The organism is Marinomonas dokdonensis (genome assembly GCF_052747885.1).
Map to the genome: position 1 here is coordinate 346,968 of NZ_JBRAND010000002.1, position 21,871 is coordinate 368,838.

The 21,871-nt window shown below is 44.5% G+C and carries 22 protein-coding genes; 18 read left to right on the forward strand and 4 right to left on the reverse strand.

What is annotated here, in order from left to right; genetic code table 11:
• The first annotated feature begins 39 nt into the window (after nt 1-39).
• Nucleotides 40-513: a bacterioferritin gene (bfr, locus tag ACUM5Y_RS06085; protein WP_445975981.1), complete on the forward strand. Its 474-nt coding sequence runs from the start codon at nt 40-42 to the stop codon at nt 511-513.
• Nucleotides 514-522: 9 nt separating this feature from the next.
• Nucleotides 523-987, forward strand: coding sequence for a bacterioferritin (gene bfr, locus ACUM5Y_RS06090; protein WP_445975982.1), 465 nt, complete (start codon nt 523-525; stop codon nt 985-987).
• A 4-nt stretch (nt 988-991) separates the two neighbouring features.
• On the opposite strand, the gene ACUM5Y_RS06095 is transcribed toward bfr (ACUM5Y_RS06090), so the two are convergent.
• From ACUM5Y_RS06095 to ACUM5Y_RS06105, 3 genes are all read right to left on the reverse strand, one after another.
• A complete protein-coding gene (locus ACUM5Y_RS06095) occupies nt 992-1,192 on the reverse strand; it encodes a (2Fe-2S)-binding protein (protein WP_445975983.1) in 201 nt (66 codons plus the stop codon).
• 168 nt (nt 1,193-1,360) lie between these two features.
• Nucleotides 1,361-1,999, reverse strand: a complete 639-nt coding sequence (locus tag ACUM5Y_RS06100) for a DsbA family oxidoreductase (RefSeq protein ID WP_445975984.1) — start codon at nt 1,997-1,999, stop codon at nt 1,361-1,363.
• A gap of 40 nt (nt 2,000-2,039) precedes the next feature.
• Complete coding sequence (locus ACUM5Y_RS06105; RefSeq protein WP_445975985.1) at nt 2,040-2,714, reverse strand: DNA-3-methyladenine glycosylase I; 675 nt, start codon at nt 2,712-2,714, stop codon at nt 2,040-2,042.
• A gap of 142 nt (nt 2,715-2,856) precedes the next feature.
• Here ACUM5Y_RS06105 and ACUM5Y_RS06110 point away from each other — a divergent pair, with 142 nt between their 5' ends.
• From ACUM5Y_RS06110 to ACUM5Y_RS06130, 5 genes are read left to right on the forward strand one after another with little or no spacing between them, the layout of a single operon-like run.
• The gene (locus ACUM5Y_RS06110; protein WP_445975986.1) at nt 2,857-3,582 is read left to right on the forward strand and encodes a pyridoxine 5'-phosphate synthase; all 726 of its coding nucleotides are present in this window, start codon (nt 2,857-2,859) and stop codon (nt 3,580-3,582) included.
• A gap of 7 nt (nt 3,583-3,589) precedes the next feature.
• Entirely contained in the window at nt 3,590-4,180 is a 591-nt protein-coding gene (locus ACUM5Y_RS06115) for a tRNA-uridine aminocarboxypropyltransferase (RefSeq protein WP_445975987.1), read from the forward strand.
• A gap of 13 nt (nt 4,181-4,193) precedes the next feature.
• Nucleotides 4,194-4,490: a DUF1244 domain-containing protein gene (locus ACUM5Y_RS06120; protein ID WP_445975988.1), complete on the forward strand. Its 297-nt coding sequence runs from the start codon at nt 4,194-4,196 to the stop codon at nt 4,488-4,490.
• Nucleotides 4,462-5,169: a transglutaminase-like cysteine peptidase gene (locus ACUM5Y_RS06125; RefSeq protein ID WP_445975989.1), complete on the forward strand. Its 708-nt coding sequence runs from the start codon at nt 4,462-4,464 to the stop codon at nt 5,167-5,169. The genes ACUM5Y_RS06120 and ACUM5Y_RS06125 overlap by 29 nt, the downstream gene beginning before the upstream one ends.
• Before the next feature lie 10 nt (nt 5,170-5,179).
• Entirely contained in the window at nt 5,180-7,129 is a 1,950-nt protein-coding gene (locus ACUM5Y_RS06130) for an EAL domain-containing protein (protein ID WP_445975990.1), read from the forward strand.
• A gap of 47 nt (nt 7,130-7,176) precedes the next feature.
• Here ACUM5Y_RS06130 and ACUM5Y_RS06135 read toward each other — a convergent pair whose 3' ends face one another.
• On the reverse strand, nt 7,177-7,542 hold the full coding sequence (locus ACUM5Y_RS06135; protein ID WP_445975991.1) for a hypothetical protein: 366 nt from the start codon (nt 7,540-7,542) through the stop codon (nt 7,177-7,179).
• Between the two features lie 160 nt (nt 7,543-7,702).
• On the opposite strand from ACUM5Y_RS06135, the gene ACUM5Y_RS06140 reads away from it, so the two are divergent.
• The 11 genes from ACUM5Y_RS06140 (at nt 7,703) to nirD (ending at nt 21,859) form a co-directional block, all read left to right on the forward strand.
• The gene (locus ACUM5Y_RS06140; protein ID WP_445975992.1) at nt 7,703-9,985 is read left to right on the forward strand and encodes a type I secretion system permease/ATPase; all 2,283 of its coding nucleotides are present in this window, start codon (nt 7,703-7,705) and stop codon (nt 9,983-9,985) included.
• Between the two features lies 1 nt (nt 9,986).
• Nucleotides 9,987-11,312 carry an HlyD family type I secretion periplasmic adaptor subunit gene (locus tag ACUM5Y_RS06145; protein WP_445975993.1) on the forward strand — a complete coding sequence of 442 codons (1,326 nt, stop codon included), beginning with the start codon at nt 9,987-9,989 and terminating at the stop codon, nt 11,310-11,312.
• A gap of 104 nt (nt 11,313-11,416) precedes the next feature.
• Complete coding sequence (locus tag ACUM5Y_RS06150) at nt 11,417-12,058, forward strand: response regulator transcription factor (protein WP_445975994.1); 642 nt, start codon at nt 11,417-11,419, stop codon at nt 12,056-12,058.
• Nucleotides 12,059-12,252: 194 nt separating this feature from the next.
• On the forward strand, nt 12,253-12,867 hold the full coding sequence (locus ACUM5Y_RS06155; protein WP_445975995.1) for an ANTAR domain-containing response regulator: 615 nt from the start codon (nt 12,253-12,255) through the stop codon (nt 12,865-12,867).
• Entirely contained in the window at nt 12,860-14,044 is a 1,185-nt protein-coding gene (locus ACUM5Y_RS06160) for a CmpA/NrtA family ABC transporter substrate-binding protein (protein WP_445975996.1), read from the forward strand. The genes ACUM5Y_RS06155 and ACUM5Y_RS06160 overlap by 8 nt, the downstream gene beginning before the upstream one ends.
• 389 nt (nt 14,045-14,433) lie before the next feature.
• Nucleotides 14,434-15,747, forward strand: a complete 1,314-nt coding sequence (locus ACUM5Y_RS06165) for a CmpA/NrtA family ABC transporter substrate-binding protein (protein ID WP_445976300.1) — start codon at nt 14,434-14,436, stop codon at nt 15,745-15,747.
• An 83-nt stretch (nt 15,748-15,830) separates the two neighbouring features.
• The gene (locus ACUM5Y_RS06170; protein WP_445975997.1) at nt 15,831-16,802 is read left to right on the forward strand and encodes an ABC transporter permease; all 972 of its coding nucleotides are present in this window, start codon (nt 15,831-15,833) and stop codon (nt 16,800-16,802) included.
• Between the two features lie 13 nt (nt 16,803-16,815).
• Nucleotides 16,816-17,664: an ABC transporter ATP-binding protein gene (locus ACUM5Y_RS06175; RefSeq protein WP_445975998.1), complete on the forward strand. Its 849-nt coding sequence runs from the start codon at nt 16,816-16,818 to the stop codon at nt 17,662-17,664.
• 9 nt (nt 17,665-17,673) lie between these two features.
• On the forward strand, nt 17,674-18,906 hold the full coding sequence (locus tag ACUM5Y_RS06180; RefSeq protein ID WP_445975999.1) for an NAD(P)/FAD-dependent oxidoreductase: 1,233 nt from the start codon (nt 17,674-17,676) through the stop codon (nt 18,904-18,906).
• 59 nt (nt 18,907-18,965) lie between these two features.
• Nucleotides 18,966-21,524 (forward strand): nitrite reductase large subunit NirB, encoded by a 2,559-nt coding sequence (nirB, locus tag ACUM5Y_RS06185; RefSeq protein WP_445976000.1) that lies wholly within the window; start codon nt 18,966-18,968, stop codon nt 21,522-21,524.
• An 11-nt stretch (nt 21,525-21,535) separates the two neighbouring features.
• Complete coding sequence (gene nirD, locus ACUM5Y_RS06190) at nt 21,536-21,859, forward strand: nitrite reductase small subunit NirD (protein ID WP_445976001.1); 324 nt, start codon at nt 21,536-21,538, stop codon at nt 21,857-21,859.
• The last annotated feature ends 12 nt before the right edge of the window (nt 21,860-21,871 follow it).

Below are 21,871 nucleotides of genomic sequence, written 5' to 3' on the forward strand. Positions count from 1 at the left end.
TGTTTAAGCCCATAAATTTTCTGACCAAGAGGAAGAAATATGAAAGGTAGCAAAAAAGTAATAGACAGCCTCAACAGCTTGCTAGAAAACGAACTGGCAGCCATTGACCAGTACTTTATCCATTCTCGTATGTATGACGATATGGGTCTGAATAAGCTGTACGAGCGTCTTAACCATGAAATGGAAGAAGAGACTCAACATTGTGATTGGTTGATCAAGCGTATTTTATTCTTGGAAGGTAAGCCGTGCATGACCAAGCGTCGCGATCTAATGATCGGTGATGATGTTCACTCCATGATGAAGAATGATCTGACTCTAGAGCTAGAAGTGGTGACTTGCGTTCGTGAAGTTATTGCAATCTGTGAAGAAGAGGGTGACTACCAAACTCGTGAGACTCTAGAGAAACTATTGTTTGATACAGAAGAAGATCACGTTTACTGGTTAGAGCAGCAGCTAGGCCTAATGGAAAAAATTGGCATGCAGAATTACTACCAGTCACAAATGGGTAACTAGGGAGTTGATATGAAAGGTGATCGCGAAGTTGTTGCCAGCCTGAACAAGGTGTTGGCAAACGAATTAGTGGGCATTAACCAATACTTCTTGCATGCTCGCATGTTCAAAGATTTTGGCTTTAGTGCACTCGACAAAGCAGACTATAAAACCTCCATTCAAAAAATGAAGAATGCCGATCGTTTGATTGAGCGTGTGTTGTTTTTAGAAGGTTTACCGAACCTGCAAGACCTTGGTCGTTTACGTATTGGCGAAACCAGTGAAGAAATGATTGAAGCTAACCTGGCATTTGAACTGGATACAGTCGGAACGTTAAAAGCTGCGATTGATTTGTGCGAAAGCAAGTTGGACTTTATGAGTCGTGATACGCTAGAAAAAATTCTGGATGAACAAGAAGAGCAGATTGATTGGTTGGAAACTCAGCAGCAATTGATCAAGCATTCTGGTTTGGAGAATTACTTACAATCTCAAATGTAAGAAATTAGGCGACTTGTATTTGAATTTGAGCTTCTGCGATTTGTATAAGCTCATCGTTCAATATGCTTTTCGCACATTGACAGCATTTTCCACACTGACTACCAATGTTGTGCTCTTTGTAAAGGGCACGCATGGTGGTCGCACCTTCTTTTATCGATGCTTTTATCTCTTTATCGGTAACACCATTACAAAGACAAACGTACATAAATGAAAATCACTCTCACCAATATTCTAATAATGCGATTCTATTTTTAATGTTAATGATTATCAACAATTAAAATATTATCTATTTCTCCTTTTTAATAGTTTTTTTAATGGTCTTGGCATCGCAGGCCTCGTTAGCTGAAAAACTGCGATACCAAGTAATCTTGAACTAGGCTTTCTTGGCGATATCGGTCAGTACTTTAAGGAAGGATTCTGGGTCGTGAGCACCATGGATCATGTACTTGTCATTGATCACATAAGTTGGGGCTGACTCAATATCTAAGCTGCGTAAATGACTAAGTTTCTTCTTGGTTAAGCTAGCGGCTTTTTCACTGAGGGCATAATCAATATCAGTGTCTTGTAAACCAATGCTTTTTGCCGTGTCTATCAGAACTTGTTTCAGTCCAATGTCCTGCCCTTGGGTGAAGTAGGCTTGATACAAGGCAAGCACTAAAGGTGTTGCTAGGCCCGCTTTACCTGCCGCTAATACGAATTGGTGTGCCAGTATGGTGTTGGGCATTCTGTCTTTTTCTGAAAAATTAAAGGTAATGCCGGCTTCAATTCCCACCTGTTGCAGAGCATGGGTTACTTCATTGAGTTTTTCAGCACTGCCAAACTTTTCTGTTAAGTACGTCTCTCTGTCAGCACCCGCTGGTGAAATCTCTGGGTGTAACTCAAACGGCTGCCAACGAATGTCAATGCGATAGTCATCCCCTAACTGTTCTATGGCCTGTTGGAGGCGTGTGTAGCCTAAATAGCTCCAAGGGCATACAAGGTCTGAAATAATGTCGATACGAAGATCGGCCATGGGGTCTCCTAGTAATTTGAGTAAATTTGTTGAATTGGTATTAATTGACGCTCAGTGCGATGCATTGGCTAATCGCACAGTAGGGTAGGCCAGATTGCTCATGCCAGTGATTAAAAGCCTGTTGTGCTGCACTCAGTGCGCTTTGGGTGTCTCGGCCAGTAGTGATAATCTCGTGATGGCGAAGGTAGCCTTCGACATCTTTGGTTAACAAAAAGGTGTCTTTGCCCATGGCTCTTAATGTATAGGGACCAGTGTTGCCTCCTAAACGCTTGCCATGCTGTTTTAAATAGCGCCATAGACCCGTAATGTCATGGGTAGGCCATTGGGCTATGAAGTTGGCAAAGCTTGTGTGTTGCGCCTGACACTCGTTAATCATTAACGCGTTGTCACGTATGGTCATGACTTTGCCGTAGTTACGAATAATACGTGGATCTTTGGCTTTGGCTTCCCACATTTCATCGCTGATCAAAAGCATTTTTTCGATATCGAATGCGAAGAAGACCTCTTCAAATCCTGGCCATTTGTTGCGCACTACTTGCCAGTTAATACCTGATTGGAAAATCTTTTGAGAGAAGGCTGCTAGCCATCTGTCATCCCCAAGTTGGTGTAGTTCATGATCGGTTAGAGGTTGAGCTAATTTAGCTTCAAGGTTTTTTTCACCCCCATGGCGCAAGGCCGCTCTGGCGAAAATAGAGGAAAAATCTTCGTACTGCATGCTAGGCTCCTGAAAACAGGCCCCAGTTTACCATAAGCTTTTTGCTCATGGCTCTGGGGTGGTGAATATCTTCTCTACTTTGGGTTCTGGAATGGTGAGCTTTGACTTATAATGCGCAAAACTAATGATCGAGAGATGGTGAATGACACACTTAAGCGTGAATTTAAATAAAATTGGTTTGCTTCGAAATTCTCGAGGAAGAGACTATCCAAACATGGTGTCTATGGCGAAAAGAACCTTAGATTTAGGCGCTTTTGGCATCACTATTCATCCTCGTCCAGACCAGCGTCATGCGACCTATCAAGACTGTCATGATCTTAAGAACTTACTTAAACACTACCCAAACGCCGAGCTAAACATAGAAGGATTTCCAGACGACGCCTTTTTGAACGTGGTGTTAGAGGTTCAGCCCCATCAATGTACATTAGTGCCCGATGATCCAAATCAGCTGACCTCGGATCATGGCTGGAACTTGTCTCGTGACCAAGATGCCTTACGTCCGGTTATCAATAAGCTTAAAGCTCAAGGCATACGAGTGGTGTTGTTTATGGACCCTGATGCCGACAATATGGCCATGGCCAAAGAAATTGGTGCAGATCGTGTCGAGCTCTACACCGAGGCTTATGCGAACGCTTATGATACAGATGCATTACCTGAGTTGTTGGCGCAATACCATGGAGCGGCTCAAGCGGCTTTAGACGCTGGGTTGGAAGTCAATGCAGGCCACGATTTGGATCTGCAAAATGTTGAAGCTTTGTGCGAAACAGGCTTGATCAAAGAAGTCTCTATCGGACATGCGTTAACCATTGAGGCGTTAGACCTAGGTTGGGATAACGTTGTCAAAGCTTATCTAGAAAAGTTAGGTTAATCCCTCAATGCCTGCTCGGAAGACGTGTTGTGGTTGTGGCTATTTGGTCTCCCAATGTGTTTGTCCTTGGGTGCCTTCGCTGACCACCTCTGTGCAAGTTGTTGTGTTACAGGATCCCAAAGAAGCCGAGCATGCCAAGAATACGGTAAATCTATTGAAACTGGCTTTGCCTTCTGTGCGGTGTTTGAACGCCAATGATGGTAATTCCATTGCGACCTTTATCCAATCTATTGATGCTCAGAACTGGCGATTAATCTTTCCTACTCAAGAGTCTCAGGCCGTGGAGAAGCAATCAGCTTCTGTTATGTCAACAATAAATGGGGTCATTTTATTGGATGCCACCTGGCGAAAAGCGAAAAAATGTTACTGGACTCATGAGTCTTTACAATCTTTGCAAGCGTGGAACTTTGCCAGCCCCCCAGAGTCAGAATATGCCATTCGTAAGTCGCCAGATACAAATGCACTGTCGACATTAGAGGCTTGTGCTTATATTGTTGAGCAAGTAACAGGTGATGATATGCAAGCGTTGCGAAATTTTATGACCTCGGCCCAAGCATGGCAGTGGCGACATCAACCCTTGCACCACCGTCAAAAATAAGGAATCCGGTCCTATGAGTAAAGAAGTCGAAATTGAAGCGGCAGTACTGCGCCGTTTGCTAAAGCATTTGGATGATAATAAATCCGTTCAGAATATAGATTTGATGAACCTAGCGGGCTTTTGTCGTAATTGTTTAAGTAAATGGTATATGGCGGAGGCCAATGCCTTAGGTCAGGATATGGATTACGACCAAGCCAGAGAAAAAGTGTATGGGGAGCCATACCAAGAATGGAAAGAGAAGCATCAAACGCCTGCGAGCCTTGAACAACAGACCGCTTTTAATGAAAGTACTGCTAATAAAAACGGCTAATCAGCTTTCCATATTAGCCCGTAAGACAGTATTTAAAGTCTTATTAAGCTTAATCATTATAGTCGGGTTAACTCCCCAGAAATGGTTGTGGGCGGATGTCTCACAAAAATACAAAGACATTGCCTATCAAGCAGGTTTGAAATATGGCCCCAATGCAGAGAAGCGCATTTTGGCTTGGCGCCGCCTGATCGACGAATCCCAATCTCTGACCGTGGTAGAAAAACTTACCGTGGTGAATAACTTTTTTAACCAGATGGGCTTTGAAGATGATATTGACCTTTGGGGGCAAGAGGATTACTGGGCCACCCCCATTGAATTTCTTGGTTTGCAGTCTGGAGATTGTGAAGATTTCACCATTGCTAAATACTTCACCTTACGTGAATTAGGGGTGCCGGACTCCCAGTTGCGTTTGGTGTACGTTAAAGCCTTGCGATTAAATCAACACCATATGGTTCTGGCTTATTATCATAAGCCAACCTCAGTACCAGTTTTGTTAGATAATTTGGATAAAGAATTAAAGCCAGCAATCAAACGTCGTGATTTGCTGCCGATCTACTCATTTAATGCAGAAAACTTGTGGTTGTCGAAAGAAAAAGGACGTGGTGTTTTGGTAGGTGGTTCATCTCGATTGAGCCTGTGGACTGACTTAAATAGTCGCCTTGATACGTTTACTAAGTAGGAGAGTTGGGATGACACTGTTTCGCCAATTAATGATGACAATTGTGATGATTTTCACATTAATGTTGGTTGTTGTTATGGGCATAAACTTCAACACAACTAAGGGATATTTGATTGGGCAATTGCAATCAACGACGCAAGACACTGCGACATCTCTTAGTATGTCAGTTTCAGATTTTATGGCCCTTGAAGATTATGCCGCTGTTGAAAGTAATATTAATGCGGTATTTGACGGTGGCTATTTTTCCAAAGTAAGGGTGCATGTATATGACACTGAGCAAGACATTACCCGCTCTAATGTCATGCATATCGAAGGAGTGCCAAGCTGGTTTATTGGTGCCATCGATTTTGATGTGCCAGAAGCCAACGCCATTATTTCAAATGGTTGGAGTGAGCTAGGCCAGGTGTACGTAACGGGCAGTGCAGGTTATGGTTATCAGCAGCTTTGGTTAGCCACCAGAGACTTATTAATGTGGTTCTTGTGTATCGGTGTGATCACTTGTGTGCTTGGGGCGTTTGCACTACGTTTATTGTTCAGGCCGTTAGTGGAACTGGAAAAACAAGCGGAAGCTATTCAACAGCGTCGCTTTGTTAAAATGACCAGCATCCCAAAAACGCGTGAACTTAAGTCTGTCGTGTTGTCCATGAACCGTATGGCGGAAAAACTGGAAAAAGAGTTTGCTTCAGAGGTAGAGACGGCGCAATGGCTACAGGCTAAGGCCTTCAAGGATTCTGTCAGTGGCTTAGGTAATCGTCACTTTTTCGATAGTCAGGTTAAAGCCCATTTTAGCGATCGATTCCGTGGTGTCGATGGTTTGGTGCTGGTGAGCCTTGCAGACTTGGCGAAACTAAACAACGAACGTGGATATGAAGCGGCGGATATGTTTATCCAGGCTGCCGCGGATATTTTATCAGAAAGAGTGAATGCTTTATCGTCCGCTGCAACCTTGGCGCGTTTATCAGGTGCGGACTTTGTAATCTTGGTGCCAAATATTGATTACGATCAGTTGCATACAGCGGTGACTGAACTGATGGAAGCTTTGTTAGAGCTTAATGTGGCGCGCATTAGTTACTCTCACTATGTGGCTAATATAGGTGCAGTCACTATAGACAACGAGGTGCAGCGTTCTAATGCCATGGCTCAAGCCGATACGGCCTTGCGTGCAGCGAAAGCCATAGGGCCAAACGAAGTCGAAGTTTATGACTTAAAAACCAGCCAAGAAGTATCGATTGGACGAATGGCTTGGAAAGATGTTTTGGAATATGCCATTGAACACCGTACTTTTCGTCTTCGTAAGCAGAAAGTGTTTAATTTAGATGGCTCTATGGACGCTCTTCATGAAGAGGTTTATACCAGTGTTTTGTTCCATGGCAAAAGCTATCATGCGGGCTACTTTATTAGCTTGGCAGAACAGTTTGATCTCGGAGACAGGGTTGATCAGGTCATTATAGAAACTGTGATTAAATTTATAGAGGAAGGTAAAGCGAAAGCACCATTGGCCATTAACCTATCGGCTTGTGCTCTAGTGAAGCCATCTTTCTCTAAATGGTTGGAAAACCGCTTGTCGAAGCTGGATGTTAAGGTCAAATCAAAATTAGCCTTCGAAGCTTCTGAGCAAACGATTCTCGCGACTGAAGAGCAGGCGTTAGGGTTAGTACACACGCTGAAGAAGCAAGAAGTGAAGTTTGGTATTGATAACGTGGGCAAACAGTTTTCTGCTTTTGATTATCTACAAACCTTGATGCCTGATTATGTAAAAATAGATTCTTCTTATACTCGTATGGTGACAGGCAAAGAGTCAGAAGCTTTCTTTATGCACACCCTGTGTAAGATGTTTAACAGTCTAAATATTAGTGTGATCGCAACGGGGATTGAAAACGAGAAGCAGCTGAAGACCCTAGAGCGTTTTGATCTGGCTGGTGGACAGGGCTACATTTCTGGACGTGCCGAAGAAATGTAGTAAATCTAGAGTGATCTCTAGTAAAGCCCAATTAAGGCGAGGCTTAATTAAATTAAGCTGTCGCCTTTTGCGGTAAAACCATCATCAGTAAGTAGGCCTTCTTCGTGGCCACTGTGAACACCACGTACCCATTTACGACTAAGCAATTTTTTCTGAGCGGGCAAAGGCAGCTCCGTGAATTGGATAATGCGCTTTTCAACCAGTAATTCCACCAAATCTTCTAGTACCCTCATCATCTCGCTGTCAGAGCTGGAGAGCATTTGCTGAGTGCTGGCACTTTGGCTGTTAAGCTTGTCTTCTAGTATGAGAGCTACAATAGGATCATCAGGGGATACCAGTACAGCGTACTCATCTGTCTGCACTGTGGCGACGTCAAGAATGTCGCCTATTTCGTTTACCTTTGCGTAAAGCATGGTGATTTCCTTTATGTGTTAATTTGTAGCTTTAAATTAATTGTGTACTCTTGTTGCCTTAGCTTCCCATCTTACTTAATAAACATTATCCTAGGCTAGAGTCATCGTAGTATAAGTTCATAAACTTATTCGGTTTTTTGTTAAAGGGAGAAATAAGAGTATGTCTGACTCTGGTATTTCAGATAAGCATTCTTCAACACAGATCAAAGATGCTCAAGCGTCTGATGAGTTTAATGATTATGACGTTGAAGCGGAAGACTCTATTGAAGCGCCTGCAGCAAAAACTGAAAAATCCGAATGGAAAGTCGCCGCTAAGTCTTTAGAATACCCGAATCCATTGTTAGACTGCTTGGTATTGCTCAGTAAATTTTTTCACAACCCCTACACCGCTGATGCGATCGCCGCAGGTTTGCCGATTACTGACAATGATATGACACCAGAGCTGTTCCAACGAGCAGCGAAGCGAATCGGTATTAGCTCACGTCTAGTGAAGCGTCCTATTAAAAAAATTCCTGACATGATTTTACCTGCGGTCTTGCTGCTAGAAGAGCATCAAGCCTGTGTGTTGCTTGAGGTGGATCATAAACAAGGTATCGCTAAAATATTCCGTCCAGAATCTGGAGAGGGAGAAGTGTATCTCCCTCTGGAGAAACTTCAGAAAAGCTACAAAGGCTACAGTTTCTTCGTTAAGCCCATTTATCAATTTGATAAGCGCTCAGAGCAAAAAGACGAGGTAGAAAAGAAAAAGGGCCATTGGTTCTGGGGAACTGTGACCCGATCTTGGCGCATCTACCGTGATGTGTTTGTCGCCTCTTTATTGATCAATATATTTGCGGTTGCCAGTCCTTTGTTTGTCATGAACGTTTATGACCGAGTTGTGCCTAACAGTGCCTTCGATACCTTATGGGTGCTGGCAATTGGTGCTGTCGTTGTTTACCTGTTTGACTTCCTGCTGCGTAGTTTACGTTCCTACTTTATTGATATTGCAGGGAAAAAATCTGACATTCTAGTGTCTGCTGCAATCTTCTCTAAAGTCAGCAACATTACCATGGCGGCACGGCCTAAATCTGTGGGAGCATTCGCGAAAAACTTGCAAGAGTTTGAGAGTATTCGTGACTTTATTACCTCGGCGTCGATTACCACCTTGGTAGACATTCCTTTCATGTTCTTAATTGTCGGCGTTATTTGGCTGATCGGTGGCCCTGTGGGCTATATCCCGATTGTTACCATCTTCCTGATCATCGCTTATAGCTTGATTATTCAGATCCCGCTGCGTAAGTCGATCGAGGAGAGTCAAAAAACCGCTTCTCAAAAAAATGCGGTCTTGATTGAGAGTTTATACAACGCCGAGAGCGTTAAATTAAATAACGCGGAAGGTGTGCTGCAGACTCAGTGGGAAAACGCGGTGGGTAACATTGCCGATTGGGGGGTGAAAACTCGCCAGCTTTCTCAGTCTTGTTCGTCCTTCGCCATGGTGGCTCAGCAATTAACGACCGTTATTATTGTGATTGTCGGGGTTTATCAAATAGCTGAAGGTACTATGAGTATGGGTGCCTTGATTGCTGCGGTTATGTTGACGGGGCGAGCTTTGGGCCCTATGGGGCAGGTTGCTAGCTTAGCGACACGCTACAATCAAGCAAAATCAGCATTCAGTTCTCTCAACGAAATTATGTCTTCGCCCGTTGAAAAACCAGACAATGTGAAGTTTGTTCACCGCCCTAAATTCAACGGTGATTTTCAGTTCGAGAATGTTAACTTTTCTTACCCTGAACAAGAGCAAGAAGCTATTTCATCCATTAATATCAACATTAAAAAGGGTGAGAAGGTTGCGATTATTGGACGTATTGGTTCGGGTAAATCGACTTTAGGTAAGTTAATGACGGGCTTGTATACCCCAACCAGTGGTGCCATGCGTATTGATGGGGTCGACTTACGACAGGTAAACCCAACGGATTTACGTCGTAACGTGGGGGCGGTTTCGCAAGATGTCAGTCTGTTTTATGGCTCGATTAAAGACAATATCGTTATGGGTGTGCCTTACATGGAAGATGAAGCCATCATCCGAGCCGCAGAGCTTTCTGGGGTGGCAGAATTTGCCAACCGCAAGCCAAGTGGATTGGACAGTTTGGTTGGTGAGCGCGGTATGCAGTTATCTGGTGGTCAGCGTCAAAGTATCGCCATTGCAAGGGCGCTATTGTTTGATCCGCCGATTCTGATTCTTGACGAACCAACAGCCTCTATGGATAACACCACTGAATCTCGCATGAAGCGTCGTTTGATGGAAGCGGTTAAAGATAAAACCTTAATCCTGATCACCCATAAGGCATCCATGCTGGATATGGTCGATAGAATCATTGTTATGGACAATGGCCGTCTTATTGCTGATGGTCCTAAGGCTCATGTCCATGAGGCACTCCGTCAAGGTAAGTTGAAGGTTAGTTAATATGAGTGACAAAACATCACAAAATGATCTGGATTTTTTAAATGATCGTAACGCCGCCTTAATGCTTAAATCTCCTCGCGGCGGACGAATTATCTTGTGGGCAATCTTTCTATTCGTTGTGTCGGGTCTAGTATGGGCCAATTATGCTGAGTTAGACGAAGTCACCGTGGGCGATGGTACGGTGATTCCATCTAGCCAGGTGCAAGAAATTCAAAACTTGGAAGGTGGTATTCTAAAAGAGATTAACACCCAGGTTGGTCAAACGGTCGAACGTGGTCAACTGCTGATGACCATTGAAAACACTGAGGCGCTTTCTTCGCTACGTGAACAGCAGGCAGAATCTATTAGTTTGCGAGTGCGAGCCTCTCGTTTGCAAGCAGAGTCGACAGGCAACGAACCGGTATTTGATGCAGAAATTCGTGCGCTCTATCCTGATGTCGTTGGTCGTGAAATGGATCTTTACAATAACCGACTAGAGTCTTTGCAAACCAATCAGTTAGTATTCCAGCAGCAGCTTGAGCAGAAGAAACAAGAGATTGTTGAACAAGAAGCGAAACTGGAAAACTTGAGGCAAAGTTTTGAGTTGTCCCAAGAAGAATTAAACCTGACCCGTCCAGCCTTTGAACAAGGAGCGGTATCACGAGTTGAGTTATTGCAACTTGAGCGTGAGGTGAATCAGCTAAAGGGTGACTTAGAGGCCACTCAACTCGCTATTCCAAGAGCAAGATCGGCCTTAAAAGAAGCTCAAAATAAGCTGAAAGAGAGTGAAGCAAAATTCCGCGCAGAATCTCAGGAAGATTTAACCAATGTTCGAGGTAAGTTGGATCAAATTAGAGAGTCGAGCGTATCGTTAGAAGATAAGGTGTCTCGTACACAAGTTCGTTCGCCCGTAAAAGGGATTGTTAAGCAGATTCAAATTAACACTGTGGGTGGTGTTATTCGCCCAGGTATGAACCTACTTGAAATTGTACCTTTAGAAGACTCTTTGCTGATCGAAGCGAAAGTTCGACCAGAGAACATTGGCTTTATTAAGCCTGGCTTAAGTGCCGTGGTCAAACTGACGGCCTATGACTTCGCTATTTTTGGTGGCTTACAAGCAAACGTCGAAAACATCAGTGCCGATACCATTATCGATGAAGAAGGGAATAGCTTCTATCTTATCCGTGTTAGAACTGATAAAAACTACTTAGGAACTCAAGAGGCGCCGTTGCCAATCATTCCAGGGATGCAAGCAAGCGTTGACGTTATCACGGGTAAGAAAACATTATTGGATTACTTGTTAAAGCCAATTTTGAAAGCAAAGCAGAACGCATTACGTGAGCGATAATTTACAAAAATAAAAATGTTGTGTCGATTTGTAACAAATGTTAACACTGAAGCAAAGTGCTCTAGGTAAACTGTTATTAAAAGCTTGATATAGGCGTATTGATTTTGAAAATTTTGTGTTGGAATACAAATGAAGCGGTATGGAATCATTGGAATCAAGTAACACGTTCTGATTTAACATTAGTACGTGCAAAAAACCTATCTGAAACCTACCAATTGTTAAAAAATGCAGCAGAAGATTTTGCATACTGTTTCATCTATCTGGAAGATGAGAATTTTTCGGAGCAGGTTGAGCAGGTGGTAACTTTACACAGCCAGTACCCTGAGAATAAGGTGATTGTTTTTCCTAATAAAGCCAGTCAAGCGGCAGCATTAAGATTATTGTCTGTGGGCATTAATGGTCAATGTCAGCCGTTCATTGGTCGTCAGCAGCTTGAGTTAGTTTTAAGCGTGGTTGACTCAGGGGAGATTTGGGGTGGCAAGGCGTTTATTGAAAATTTGATTAAACAAACGGCTGCTGTGCTTGAAACCGAAGTGCGTGATGTTGAGCTGGACGACCTTTCTGAGCGTGAAAATAAAGTTGCTCACTTGGTTGCTCAAGGTTTGTCGAATAAAGAAGTGGCTAATAATATGAATGTCACAGAACGGACAGTTAAAGCGCATTTAACGGCTATCTTTAAGAAAACTTCGGCCAAAGACAGATTATCTCTAGCCATGTTGGTGCAAAAGTCTCATAAGGTGCACTAATCTGGTGTTTGTTGGTTTTGTTCTTGCTCTGCTTCAGGGCAATTTTCTCCCTTAATGAATGGGTTATTTAGAAGAGATAGATAACCCATTGATATTATTGTCTTTATCTTTATTCCTCTGTTTTAAAAAATTGCTTGTTTGTGGCGCATTTGTTGCATTTCTCTTGATGATATTTTGCTTTAAGAGAATGTAGTATGTCTGTACAGGCAGAAAATGAATTGACCGTAATGCTGGTGGATAATGAACCCGCCAGAGCTGCGATAGTCGAACAGGCCATGCGCGATAACGGTTATCGTGTAATTAAGCGTCTGTCTTCGGCGCGAAACCTTACTCAAGCTGTTAATGAGTCCCAACCCGATATGGTGATCATTGACATCGAGTCCCCTGATCGCGACATGTTGGAAAATATGTCGCGCCTCACCAAAGACAACCCTCGTCCAATCGTAATGTTTGCTGAAGAAGATGACTCACGCCATGTTGAAGCCGCCATTCGAGCAGGGGTTAGTGCTTATGTGGTTGATGGTGTGCAAAGTGGCAGTGTGAAAGCCCTGTTGCAGGTTGCAATTGCTCGCTTTAGAGAATTCCAAGCGTTGAGATCTGAGCTTGAATCCGTAAAAAGCCAGTTAGAGGATCGCAAACTCATTGAGAAAGCTAAGGGGTTGATTATGAAACATCAAGGCTGTGACGAGCCTGCGGCCTACCAAGCCTTAAGAAAGCTGGCAATGGACCGCAGTCAACGAATGACGGATGTCGCTCGTAACATTATTTCGGTCATGGAGTTGATGGGAGGGGACAGTAAAAATGTTTAATGATGAAAAAGATCAGAATGCTGACTCTCAAGTCCGCATAGGTTTTATACCGCTAATTGATTGCGCGCCTTTTGTGATCGCCAAAGAAAAAGGTTTCTACGAGCAAGAAGGGCTGGATGTGGTGCTATCCAAAGAGGCTTCTTGGGCAAGTATTCGCGATAAAGTGGCGTTCAACTTGTTGGATGGTGCTCACATGCTGGCCTCACTGCCCATTGCAGCAAGCCTTGGAGCGGGTACGGTAAAATCCCCCATTCAGACCAGCTTTATCGTAAGTCATAATGGTAATGGCATAACCATAGGTAACCATCTATACGAAAGCTTGGCAGAAATCGCCGCTGATCCTAATGAAATTCGTAATGGGCAAGCTCTTAAGCAATATATAACTGCACGGGGTACAGACAAAGCCCCTCTTAGATTTGCCATGGTTTACCCTTACTCTTCTCATAATTATCAGTTACGTGATTGGCTGCACAGTGCGGGCATTGATTCGGATCGCGATGTACAGATCATTGTTTGTTCTCCAACACAGATGATCGACTACCTGAAGCAGGGTGAGATTGATGGTTATTGTGTTGGCGAGCCATGGAACAGTTTAGCGGTGGAGCAGGGCGTCGGTCATATGCTGGTAACGGGCTATGAAATTTGGGGCAGCACGCCAGAGAAAGTTTTTGGGGTGAACTCTAAATGGGTAGACAGCCACCCGCAACAGCACCTAGCTATGATACGGGCGTTGAACGCTGCTTGTGCTTGGGTCGATGATGGGGCGAACCAGACAGAGCTTCTAAATATCTTAAGTCGCTCCGAATACCTTAACTGTACCGTAGAGCAACTGGTTTACGGTTTTGATAGTGTTAAGCCAAAAGGTCAGTTTGACTGGCCGATGGAAGCCTACCAGCGTTTTTCGGGCAATGATATTAACCGACCTTTACCTAATTATGCTTTGTGGATTATGGGGCAGATGTATCGCTGGCAGCAACTAGGCAATATGTCCTCACTGAATGAATTTGTTAATCAAGTGTACCGTCAGGATTTGTATTTTGAAGCGTTAGGTTTGCCCATTCCTGAGCCTCAAGTCCCTCTTTTAAGCAAAGAGCAAGAGAATGAGTGGCTTGATCTGGTGGCAAAAGGTGAGGTGTCTTTGCATGAACAGGGAATTTTAAAAGGTTTTGTCTTTTAGGGTGCATAATCGTGCACAGGTCGCCATCTTATAGGGCGATTCCGTGCTCTGAAAAAGTACTTTGCATTTGTTTTTTGGATAAAGTCATTATAAAACATGAACTTATATTTTTTGGCACATATAATGCTTTTATTAATCTGTGAGAATAAACATTGAGTAAGGCAGGCAATGATCGTCTGCTTCACCAACTAAATTACCATTCCATTGCTGGAATGACGATGTGGCAAAGGCGCCTGCGAATACACTAGATGTATGTCGCATGCGCCTTTTTTTGTTTTTATTGTTTGATGCGGAGCTTAACCATGAAATTGCAAGCTGTTATACCTTTATCAAAATGGTCACTTACTAGTCGTGTGTTAGGTGCCTCTCTCTTAGTGGGAAGTGCACTGATGTCAGGTTTGGCTCACGCTGAACTGGATTACGCAGAAAAAGAAGAATTGAAGTTTGGCTTCATTAAATTGACCGACATGGCGCCTCTCGCGATTGCTTACGAGAAAGGCTACTTCGAGGATGAAGGCTTGTATGTCACCTTGGAAGCTCAAGCAAACTGGAAGGTTTTGCTAGACCGAGTGATTGATGGACAGTTGGACGGTGCACACATGCTGGCAGGCCAGCCATTGGGTGCAACCATAGGCTACGGAACAAAAGCCCACATTATTACCGCATTCAGCATGGATTTGAATGGTAATGGCATTACCGTTTCAAACGAAGTTTGGGACGAGATGAAGAAAAATATTCCAAACGGACCAGATGGCAAGCCAGTTCACCCAATCAGTGCCAGCGCTTTGAAACCTGTTGTAGATGGTTATAAAGCACAGGGTAAACCATTCAATATGGGCATGGTGTTCCCAGTGTCGACTCACAACTATGAGCTACGTTACTGGTTAGCCGCGGGTGGTATTCACCCAGGCTACTACGCACCACATAAAGGTGACACTAGTGGTCAGCTAAATGCGGATGCTTTCCTATCCGTTACCCCACCACCACAAATGCCTGCGACCATGGAAGCTGGAACAATTTCTGGTTACTGCGTGGGCGAACCTTGGAACCAACAGGCTGTATTTAAAGGCATCGGTGTTCCAGTTATCACGGATTACGAAATCTGGAAAAACAACCCAGAGAAAGTGTTTGGTGTGAGCAGTGATTGGGCAGAAGAAAACCCAATTACCCATATTCGTGTGGTTAAAGCCATGATTCGTGCAGCCAAATGGTTGGATGAAAATGACAATGCTAACCGTCCAGAAGCCGTGGAGATTCTATCTCGCAGTGACTATGTGGGGGCTGACTACGATGTTATTGCCAACAGTATGACAGGTACTTTCGAATACGAAAAAGGCGACAAGCGTGAAGTTCCGGATTTCAACGTATTCTTCCGTCATAACGCTACCTACCCATACTACAGTGATGCGATCTGGTACTTAACGCAAATGCGTCGTTGGGGACAAATCTCTGAGCCAAAATCGGATGATTGGTACATGAAAACGGCGAAAGAAGTTTACCGTCCAGACATCTATGCGCAAGCGGCTGAATCTTTGATTGAAGATGGCTTGATGATGGCGAGTGAATTCCCAGATTTTGCAACAGAAGATGGCTTTAAAGCGCCGCAAAGTGATTTCATCGATGGTGTGACTTACGACGGTAAACGTCCTAATGATTACCTAAAAAGCTTCAAAATCGGCTTGAAAGGCGATGAGCAAATCTAACGTGAATAAGAGACCATAGCGATATGGTCTCTATTTATTGGTTTTTGTGTAAAGCCGTACTGTAAAAAAGAAGAGAGTAAAAAATGAACCTACCTAGCGTGTCGGCGACCTCAGTGAAAGACTGGATCTCAGGGATATCAATAAAAAGTCTATTGTTTCCTCTGTTTGGTATTTTGGCATTTATCCTATTGTGGCAAGTGGGCGCAAGCCGAGTGCACACTTCTTTAGGAGAATTTCCTGGACCTGTAGTCGTGTATGAGCAATGGAATAGTTTGGTTGCTGATCATCAAAGGGAAAGGGTTAAAGAAGAAGGCTTTTATGAGCGCCAAGAAAAACGTATCGCGGATCGCCAAGCAAAAGATCCAAGCTATGTTGGCAAAATAAGAGAGTATACGGGTAAACCAACCTTCTTCGATCAGATTTTTACCAGCCTCTATACAGTATTGGCAGGCTTTGGTTTGGCCACCTTGATCGCCATACCGGTGGGCATACTGATCGGGCTGAATAGTTCCGTTTACAGTGCGCTGAATCCGGTCATTCAAGTGTTCAAACCGGTTTCACCGCTGGCCTGGTTACCGCTGGTTACTATGGTGGTGAGTGCGACTTATGTGAGTGATGACCCAATGTTTTCTAAGTCATTCTTAACCTCTATGTTCACCGTAACCTTATGTTGTATGTGGCCGACACTGATCAACACTGCGGTGGGTGTAGCCGCGATTGAGAAAGACTTATTGAATGTCTCGAAAGTATTGCGCCTGAGCTGGTTCACACACGTTATGAAGATTGTTATTCCTTCGGCAATTCCATTGATGTTTACCGGTCTGCGTTTATCACTCGGTATTGCGTGGATGGTATTGATCGCCGCTGAGATGTTGGCGCAAAACCCAGGTTTAGGAAAATTTGTTTGGGATGAGTTCCAAAACGGTAGCTCAAATTCCCTAGGTCGCATTATGGTGGCCGTGCTGATGATAGGTTTTATCGGATTCTTGTTAGACCGAGCCATGTTAGTCATTCAACGCTTTGTGTCTTGGGATAAAACTCAAGTGTTACGTTAATAAGGAGAAGATAATGTCGACACATCTGGATATCAGTAAAGTTTCAATTGAGTTCCCAACACCTAAAGGCCCTTTTAAAGCCTTAGATGGTGTAAACCTAAAAATAGCCAAAGGCGAATTCGTATCATTAATCGGCCACTCGGGTTGTGGTAAATCCACGGTTTTGAACATAGTGGCAGGGATTTACGATGCAACAGAGGGCGGAATTTTATTAGACGGTAAAGAAGTTCGAGGCCCAGGTCCTGAACGTGCCGTAGTGTTTCAAAACCACTCATTATTACCTTGGTTGACCGCTTATCAGAATGTTGAGTTGGCTGTAAAGCAGGTCTTTAAGAAGACGAAATCGAAAAAAGAAATGCACGAATGGATTCTGCACAATCTTGAGCTTGTGCACATGTCCCATGCGGCGGATAAGCGCCCTGATGAAATCTCTGGTGGTATGAAACAGCGTGTCGGTATTGCTAGAGCATTGGCCATGGAGCCCAGTGTGTTACTGATGGATGAGCCGTTCGGCGCACTTGATGCCTTAACCCGAGCGCATTTACAAGATTCCTTGATGGAAATCCAGAAAGACCTAAACAACACAGTGATCATGATTACCCATGATGTCGATGAAGCTGTTTTATTGTCGGATCGTATTGTCATGATGACCAACGGCCCTGCGGCGACAGTCGGGGAAATTCTGCATGTAGATCTAGAGCGTCCACGTGATCGCCTAGCGCTTGCGAATGATCCTAAATATGTGGATTACCGTGCACAAGTATTGCGTTTCTTGTATGAGAAACAGCGTAAGGTTGAGCCAATTGCTAAGCCTGTTAAAGCCTCGAAACCTGAATCGGGTTCGTCCCTAGAAAGCGCTTAAGGCAAAACCATGAAGAGTTTTACGGGGAAACAGCATCTAGTGATTGTTGGCGGAGGGATGGCTGGCAGTAAACTGGCAAGCGATCTTCTGGCACAGCATGGGGCGAGCTTCACCGTGACCTTGATTGGTGAGGAGCCTAGAGTGGGCTACAACCGAATTATGTTGTCATCCTTGCTGGCCAAAGAAATCGATGACGAGCAAATGGCCTTGGTCGATACCCGTCAAATGCTCGCAAATGGTGCCCAAATTATTGCTGGTGATCCAGCAATAAGCATAGATGTAGAAGCAAAGTGCATCGTTTTAGAAAGTGGCAAGACGCTTAGCTACGATAAATTAGTTTTAGCCACAGGATCTAGAGCGCGGTTACTTCCTATCGCTGGTGCGGACGCCAGTAATGTTATGGGCTTTCGTAGTTGGCAAGATGTCGACCGGATGTCGAATTTACAAGGCTCCAAAGCCATTAGTGTCATTGGTGGTGGTCTGTTGGGCTTAGAGGCCGCAGTCGGCTTGGTGAAACGTGGTCATCAAGTAACCTTATTTCACCGTAGTGACTGGTTATTAAATCGACAGCTAGATGAAGAATCGGCACAGCTTTTGCAAGTTAAGCTGGAGAAAATGGGCGTAGTGTTTCGCTTGGGGGAATCCCCGGTTGCACTGACACAAGATCCACAGGGTTTGGTGAGCCACTGCCAATTGGCAAGCGGTGAATCGTTAAAAACCGATCTTGTTATCATGGCAGCGGGTATTACACCGGAAGTAACACTGGCTAAAAAATCTGGCTTGCACTGTCAGCAAGCCGTTTTGGTCGATGCCCAAATGAAAACCTCCCAAGAGGATGTTTACGCTCTGGGAGAGTGTTGCGAATTTGAGCAACAAACCTTTGGGTTAGTGGCGCCTATTTGGACACAAATCAACGTACTCATATCAGTGTTAGTAGGTAATGAAGCGGCATTTTGCATAGAGCCGACGCCAACTAAACTGAAAGTTTCCGGTGTGGATTTATTCTCAGTCGGAAAGATACAAGCAACTCAAAATGATCACTGCTTATACTTTAAAGATTTAGCAGGACATCATTACCGCAAACTAGTAGTCAACGAGGGCTTACTGGTAGGCGCAATTCTTTATGGCAACGTCGCCGATGGTAGCTGGTATTTCCAGCTTATTCAAAATAAGACCAATGTCTCTGACATGCTTGATTTACTGGTCTTTGGTGAAGCGTACTGCCGACCAAAAATAGCCTGAATCAAGCTGTTCTAGACGTTGCTAGCCTAATTGGCCTATTAAAAGCAGGGGAACAGACGATGACTACTACCACTCCTTTATCCAGTGTAAAACCACATATTGTCGTTGTGGGAAATGGCATGGTCGGGCACCATTTTGTCGAGCAATTGATTGCTCAGGGTGGCCATGAACAATTCAGTATTAGTGTGTTCGGTGAAGAACCGCATTTAGCCTACGACCGAGTTCATTTGAGTGAATACTTTACGGGTAAGGGCGCGGCGGATCTTGCCATGACGGACGGCAGCCTCTACGACGATAATGGCGTACGTTACTTTACTAACAGTCTGGTGAGCGCCATTGATCGTGATAACAAAACCTTGTTGCTGGAAAAAGGCGACAGTCTTTCTTATGACAAGCTAGTGTTAGCAACCGGTTCTTATCCTTTCGTCCCACCTATTCCTGGTCATCAACGGGGCAATACTTTTGTCTATCGTACCCTAGAAGATCTAGATGCTATTCGCGATTGTGCCAAGCAAGTAACCCGAGGCACAGTGGTTGGTGGCGGTCTGTTAGGTTTGGAAGCCGCTAACGCCCTTAAAAACCTTGGTCTTGAGACCAGTGTGGTTGAATTTGCCCCACGCCTAATGCCGGTTCAGTTGGATGAAAAAGGCGGTAGCGTTCTTAAAGGCATGATCGAAGGCTTGGGAGTAAAGGTCTATACAGACACAGCGACCCAAGAAATTGTGGATGGTGAAGAAGCCTTCCACCGTATGAACTTTGCTGATGGTAGCCACTTAGAAACCGACTTGATTTTGTTTTCCGCCGGTATTCGTCCACAAGATGCCTTGGCACGTCAGTCAGGCTTGGAAATGGGCGAGCGCGGCGGTATTACCATCAACAACCAGTGTCAAACCAGCGACGCGGATATCTATGCTATTGGTGAGTGTGCTCTATGGAATAATCGTATTTACGGTCTTGTCGCACCGGGTTACACCATGGCAAAAGCTGCGGTAGGAGACTTACTTGGGGATAATTCTGTTGCCTTTACGGGAGCAGATATGAGTACCAAATTGAAGTTGTTGGGTTGTGATGTGGGTTCCGTCGGGGATGCCCATAGTCAGACACAAGGCTGTAAGGTATTTGTTTACCAAGACGAAATTAGCCAAAGCTACCGTAAAATGGTGGTCTCGGAAGATGGTAGCAAACTGCTGGGTGCCGTGCTCGTTGGCGATAACAGCTACTATGATACCTTGTTGCAATATTACCTAAACGCCATCGACCTACCAGAACAAGCCCAATCTCTTATTTTGCCCGCAATGGATGGTGCGCCTGCTGCCCTTGGTGTGGAATCTTTGCCTGCCACAGCCTCTATCTGTAGTTGTCATAACGTCACCAAGCAAGACATTAATGACGCCGTTTGTCAGGGGGCCATGTCTGTTGGTGATGTCAAAGGCGTAACCAAAGCCGCCACAGGTTGTGGTGGCTGTGCCGCTTTACTTAAAAAAGTGGTCGACAGTGAGTTATTAGCACTAGGGGTTGAGGTGAGTACGGATATCTGTGAGCACTTCGCTTATACCCGCCAAGATTTATATAACCTGGTTAAAATTGAAGGCATCAAAACTTTTAAAGAGTTGCTCACCAAGCACGGTAAAGGCCATGGTTGTGAAATTTGTAAACCAGCGGTGGGCTCAATTCTAGCTAGTGTTTGGAACGACTATGTGCTTAAGAAAGATCACATTAGCTTGCAAGATACTAACGACCGTTTCTTAGCCAATATGCAAAAAGACGGTACATACTCTATTGTGCCTCGTATTCCGGGTGGGGAAATTACCCCAGAAAGACTGATCGTATTGGGTCAGGTGGCAAAAGATTACAACCTCTATACCAAGGTTACCGGTGGTCAGCGTATCGATTTATTTGGTGCTACCTTGCCTCAGCTGCCAGAGATCTGGGCCAAGCTAATTGAAGCTGGTTTTGAAACTGGACAAGCCTACGGTAAATCCTTGCGTACAGTGAAATCCTGTGTGGGCAGCACCTGGTGTCGCTATGGGGTAAACGACAGTATGGGCATGGCCATTAAACTGGAGAACCGTTACAAGGGCTTGCGCTCACCTCATAAAATCAAATTCGCTGTTTCGGGTTGTACTCGTGAGTGTGCCGAGGCGCAAAGTAAAGACATTGGGGTGATTGCAACAGAAGGTGGCTGGAACCTATATGTGTGTGGTAACGGCGGTATGAAGCCAAGGCACGGTGATCTATTTGCCACCGATTTAGACGATGAAACCCTTGTTAAGTACATAGACAGAGTCTTGATGTTCTACACCAAAACCGCTGATCGTTTGCAGCGGACTTCCGTTTGGATGGACGGTTTAGAAGGGGGTTTAGATTACCTTAAAGAAGTGGTCATCGATGACAAACTGGGTCTTTGTAACGAGCTTGAAGCTCAGATGGATCTCGTGGTTGATACGTTCCAATGTGAATGGAAAACCACCTTAGAAGATGAAGAAGCGTTGAAAACTTTCCGCCAATTCGTCAACTACGAAGGGGAAGATAGCAATGTTGTCTTTGTACAAGAGCGTGATCAAATCCGTCCAGCCACGGATCTTGAGAAACAACAATTGATCGCGAAAGCGGGTTAAGGAGAAAGCAGATGCAATGGCATTTACTCTGTAAAAAAAGTGATCTGGTTGTGGATGCGGGTGTCGCAGCCATGGTGAATGGGGAGCAAGTTGCTGTGTTTTATGTGCCAGAGGCAGAACAACAGGTATTTGCGATCGGCAACTGGGACCCTATCGGCAAAGCGAACATTTTATCTCGTGGGTTAGTGACTCACCTTGAAGGCCAATGGGCGGTAGCCAGTCCGTTGTATAAGCAACACTACTCATTATTGTCGGGAGAGTGTTTGGAAGAAGAAGTAACAACGCCTGCTTGGCCGGTGAAGATTGAAGGGGAAGATGTATTCATCGCACAATGAAATAATGCTTAA

Coding starts and splice junctions, on each gene's coding strand:
- bfr (WP_445975981.1), top strand. CDS start 40: ATGAAAGGTAGCAAAAAAGTAATAGACAGCCTCAACAGCTTGCTAGAA.
- bfr (WP_445975982.1), top strand. CDS start 523: ATGAAAGGTGATCGCGAAGTTGTTGCCAGCCTGAACAAGGTGTTGGCA.
- ACUM5Y_RS06095 (WP_445975983.1), bottom strand. CDS start 1,192: ATGTACGTTTGTCTTTGTAATGGTGTTACCGATAAAGAGATAAAAGCA.
- ACUM5Y_RS06100 (WP_445975984.1), bottom strand. CDS start 1,999: ATGGCCGATCTTCGTATCGACATTATTTCAGACCTTGTATGCCCTTGG.
- ACUM5Y_RS06105 (WP_445975985.1), bottom strand. CDS start 2,714: ATGCAGTACGAAGATTTTTCCTCTATTTTCGCCAGAGCGGCCTTGCGC.
- ACUM5Y_RS06110 (WP_445975986.1), top strand. CDS start 2,857: ATGACACACTTAAGCGTGAATTTAAATAAAATTGGTTTGCTTCGAAAT.
- ACUM5Y_RS06115 (WP_445975987.1), top strand. CDS start 3,590: ATGCCTGCTCGGAAGACGTGTTGTGGTTGTGGCTATTTGGTCTCCCAA.
- ACUM5Y_RS06120 (WP_445975988.1), top strand. CDS start 4,194: ATGAGTAAAGAAGTCGAAATTGAAGCGGCAGTACTGCGCCGTTTGCTA.
- ACUM5Y_RS06125 (WP_445975989.1), top strand. CDS start 4,462: ATGAAAGTACTGCTAATAAAAACGGCTAATCAGCTTTCCATATTAGCC.
- ACUM5Y_RS06130 (WP_445975990.1), top strand. CDS start 5,180: ATGACACTGTTTCGCCAATTAATGATGACAATTGTGATGATTTTCACA.
- ACUM5Y_RS06135 (WP_445975991.1), bottom strand. CDS start 7,542: ATGCTTTACGCAAAGGTAAACGAAATAGGCGACATTCTTGACGTCGCC.
- ACUM5Y_RS06140 (WP_445975992.1), top strand. CDS start 7,703: ATGTCTGACTCTGGTATTTCAGATAAGCATTCTTCAACACAGATCAAA.
- ACUM5Y_RS06145 (WP_445975993.1), top strand. CDS start 9,987: ATGAGTGACAAAACATCACAAAATGATCTGGATTTTTTAAATGATCGT.
- ACUM5Y_RS06155 (WP_445975995.1), top strand. CDS start 12,253: ATGTCTGTACAGGCAGAAAATGAATTGACCGTAATGCTGGTGGATAAT.
- ACUM5Y_RS06160 (WP_445975996.1), top strand. CDS start 12,860: ATGTTTAATGATGAAAAAGATCAGAATGCTGACTCTCAAGTCCGCATA.
- ACUM5Y_RS06165 (WP_445976300.1), top strand. CDS start 14,434: ATGTCAGGTTTGGCTCACGCTGAACTGGATTACGCAGAAAAAGAAGAA.
- ACUM5Y_RS06170 (WP_445975997.1), top strand. CDS start 15,831: ATGAACCTACCTAGCGTGTCGGCGACCTCAGTGAAAGACTGGATCTCA.
- ACUM5Y_RS06175 (WP_445975998.1), top strand. CDS start 16,816: ATGTCGACACATCTGGATATCAGTAAAGTTTCAATTGAGTTCCCAACA.
- ACUM5Y_RS06180 (WP_445975999.1), top strand. CDS start 17,674: ATGAAGAGTTTTACGGGGAAACAGCATCTAGTGATTGTTGGCGGAGGG.
- nirB (WP_445976000.1), top strand. CDS start 18,966: ATGACTACTACCACTCCTTTATCCAGTGTAAAACCACATATTGTCGTT.
- nirD (WP_445976001.1), top strand. CDS start 21,536: ATGCAATGGCATTTACTCTGTAAAAAAAGTGATCTGGTTGTGGATGCG.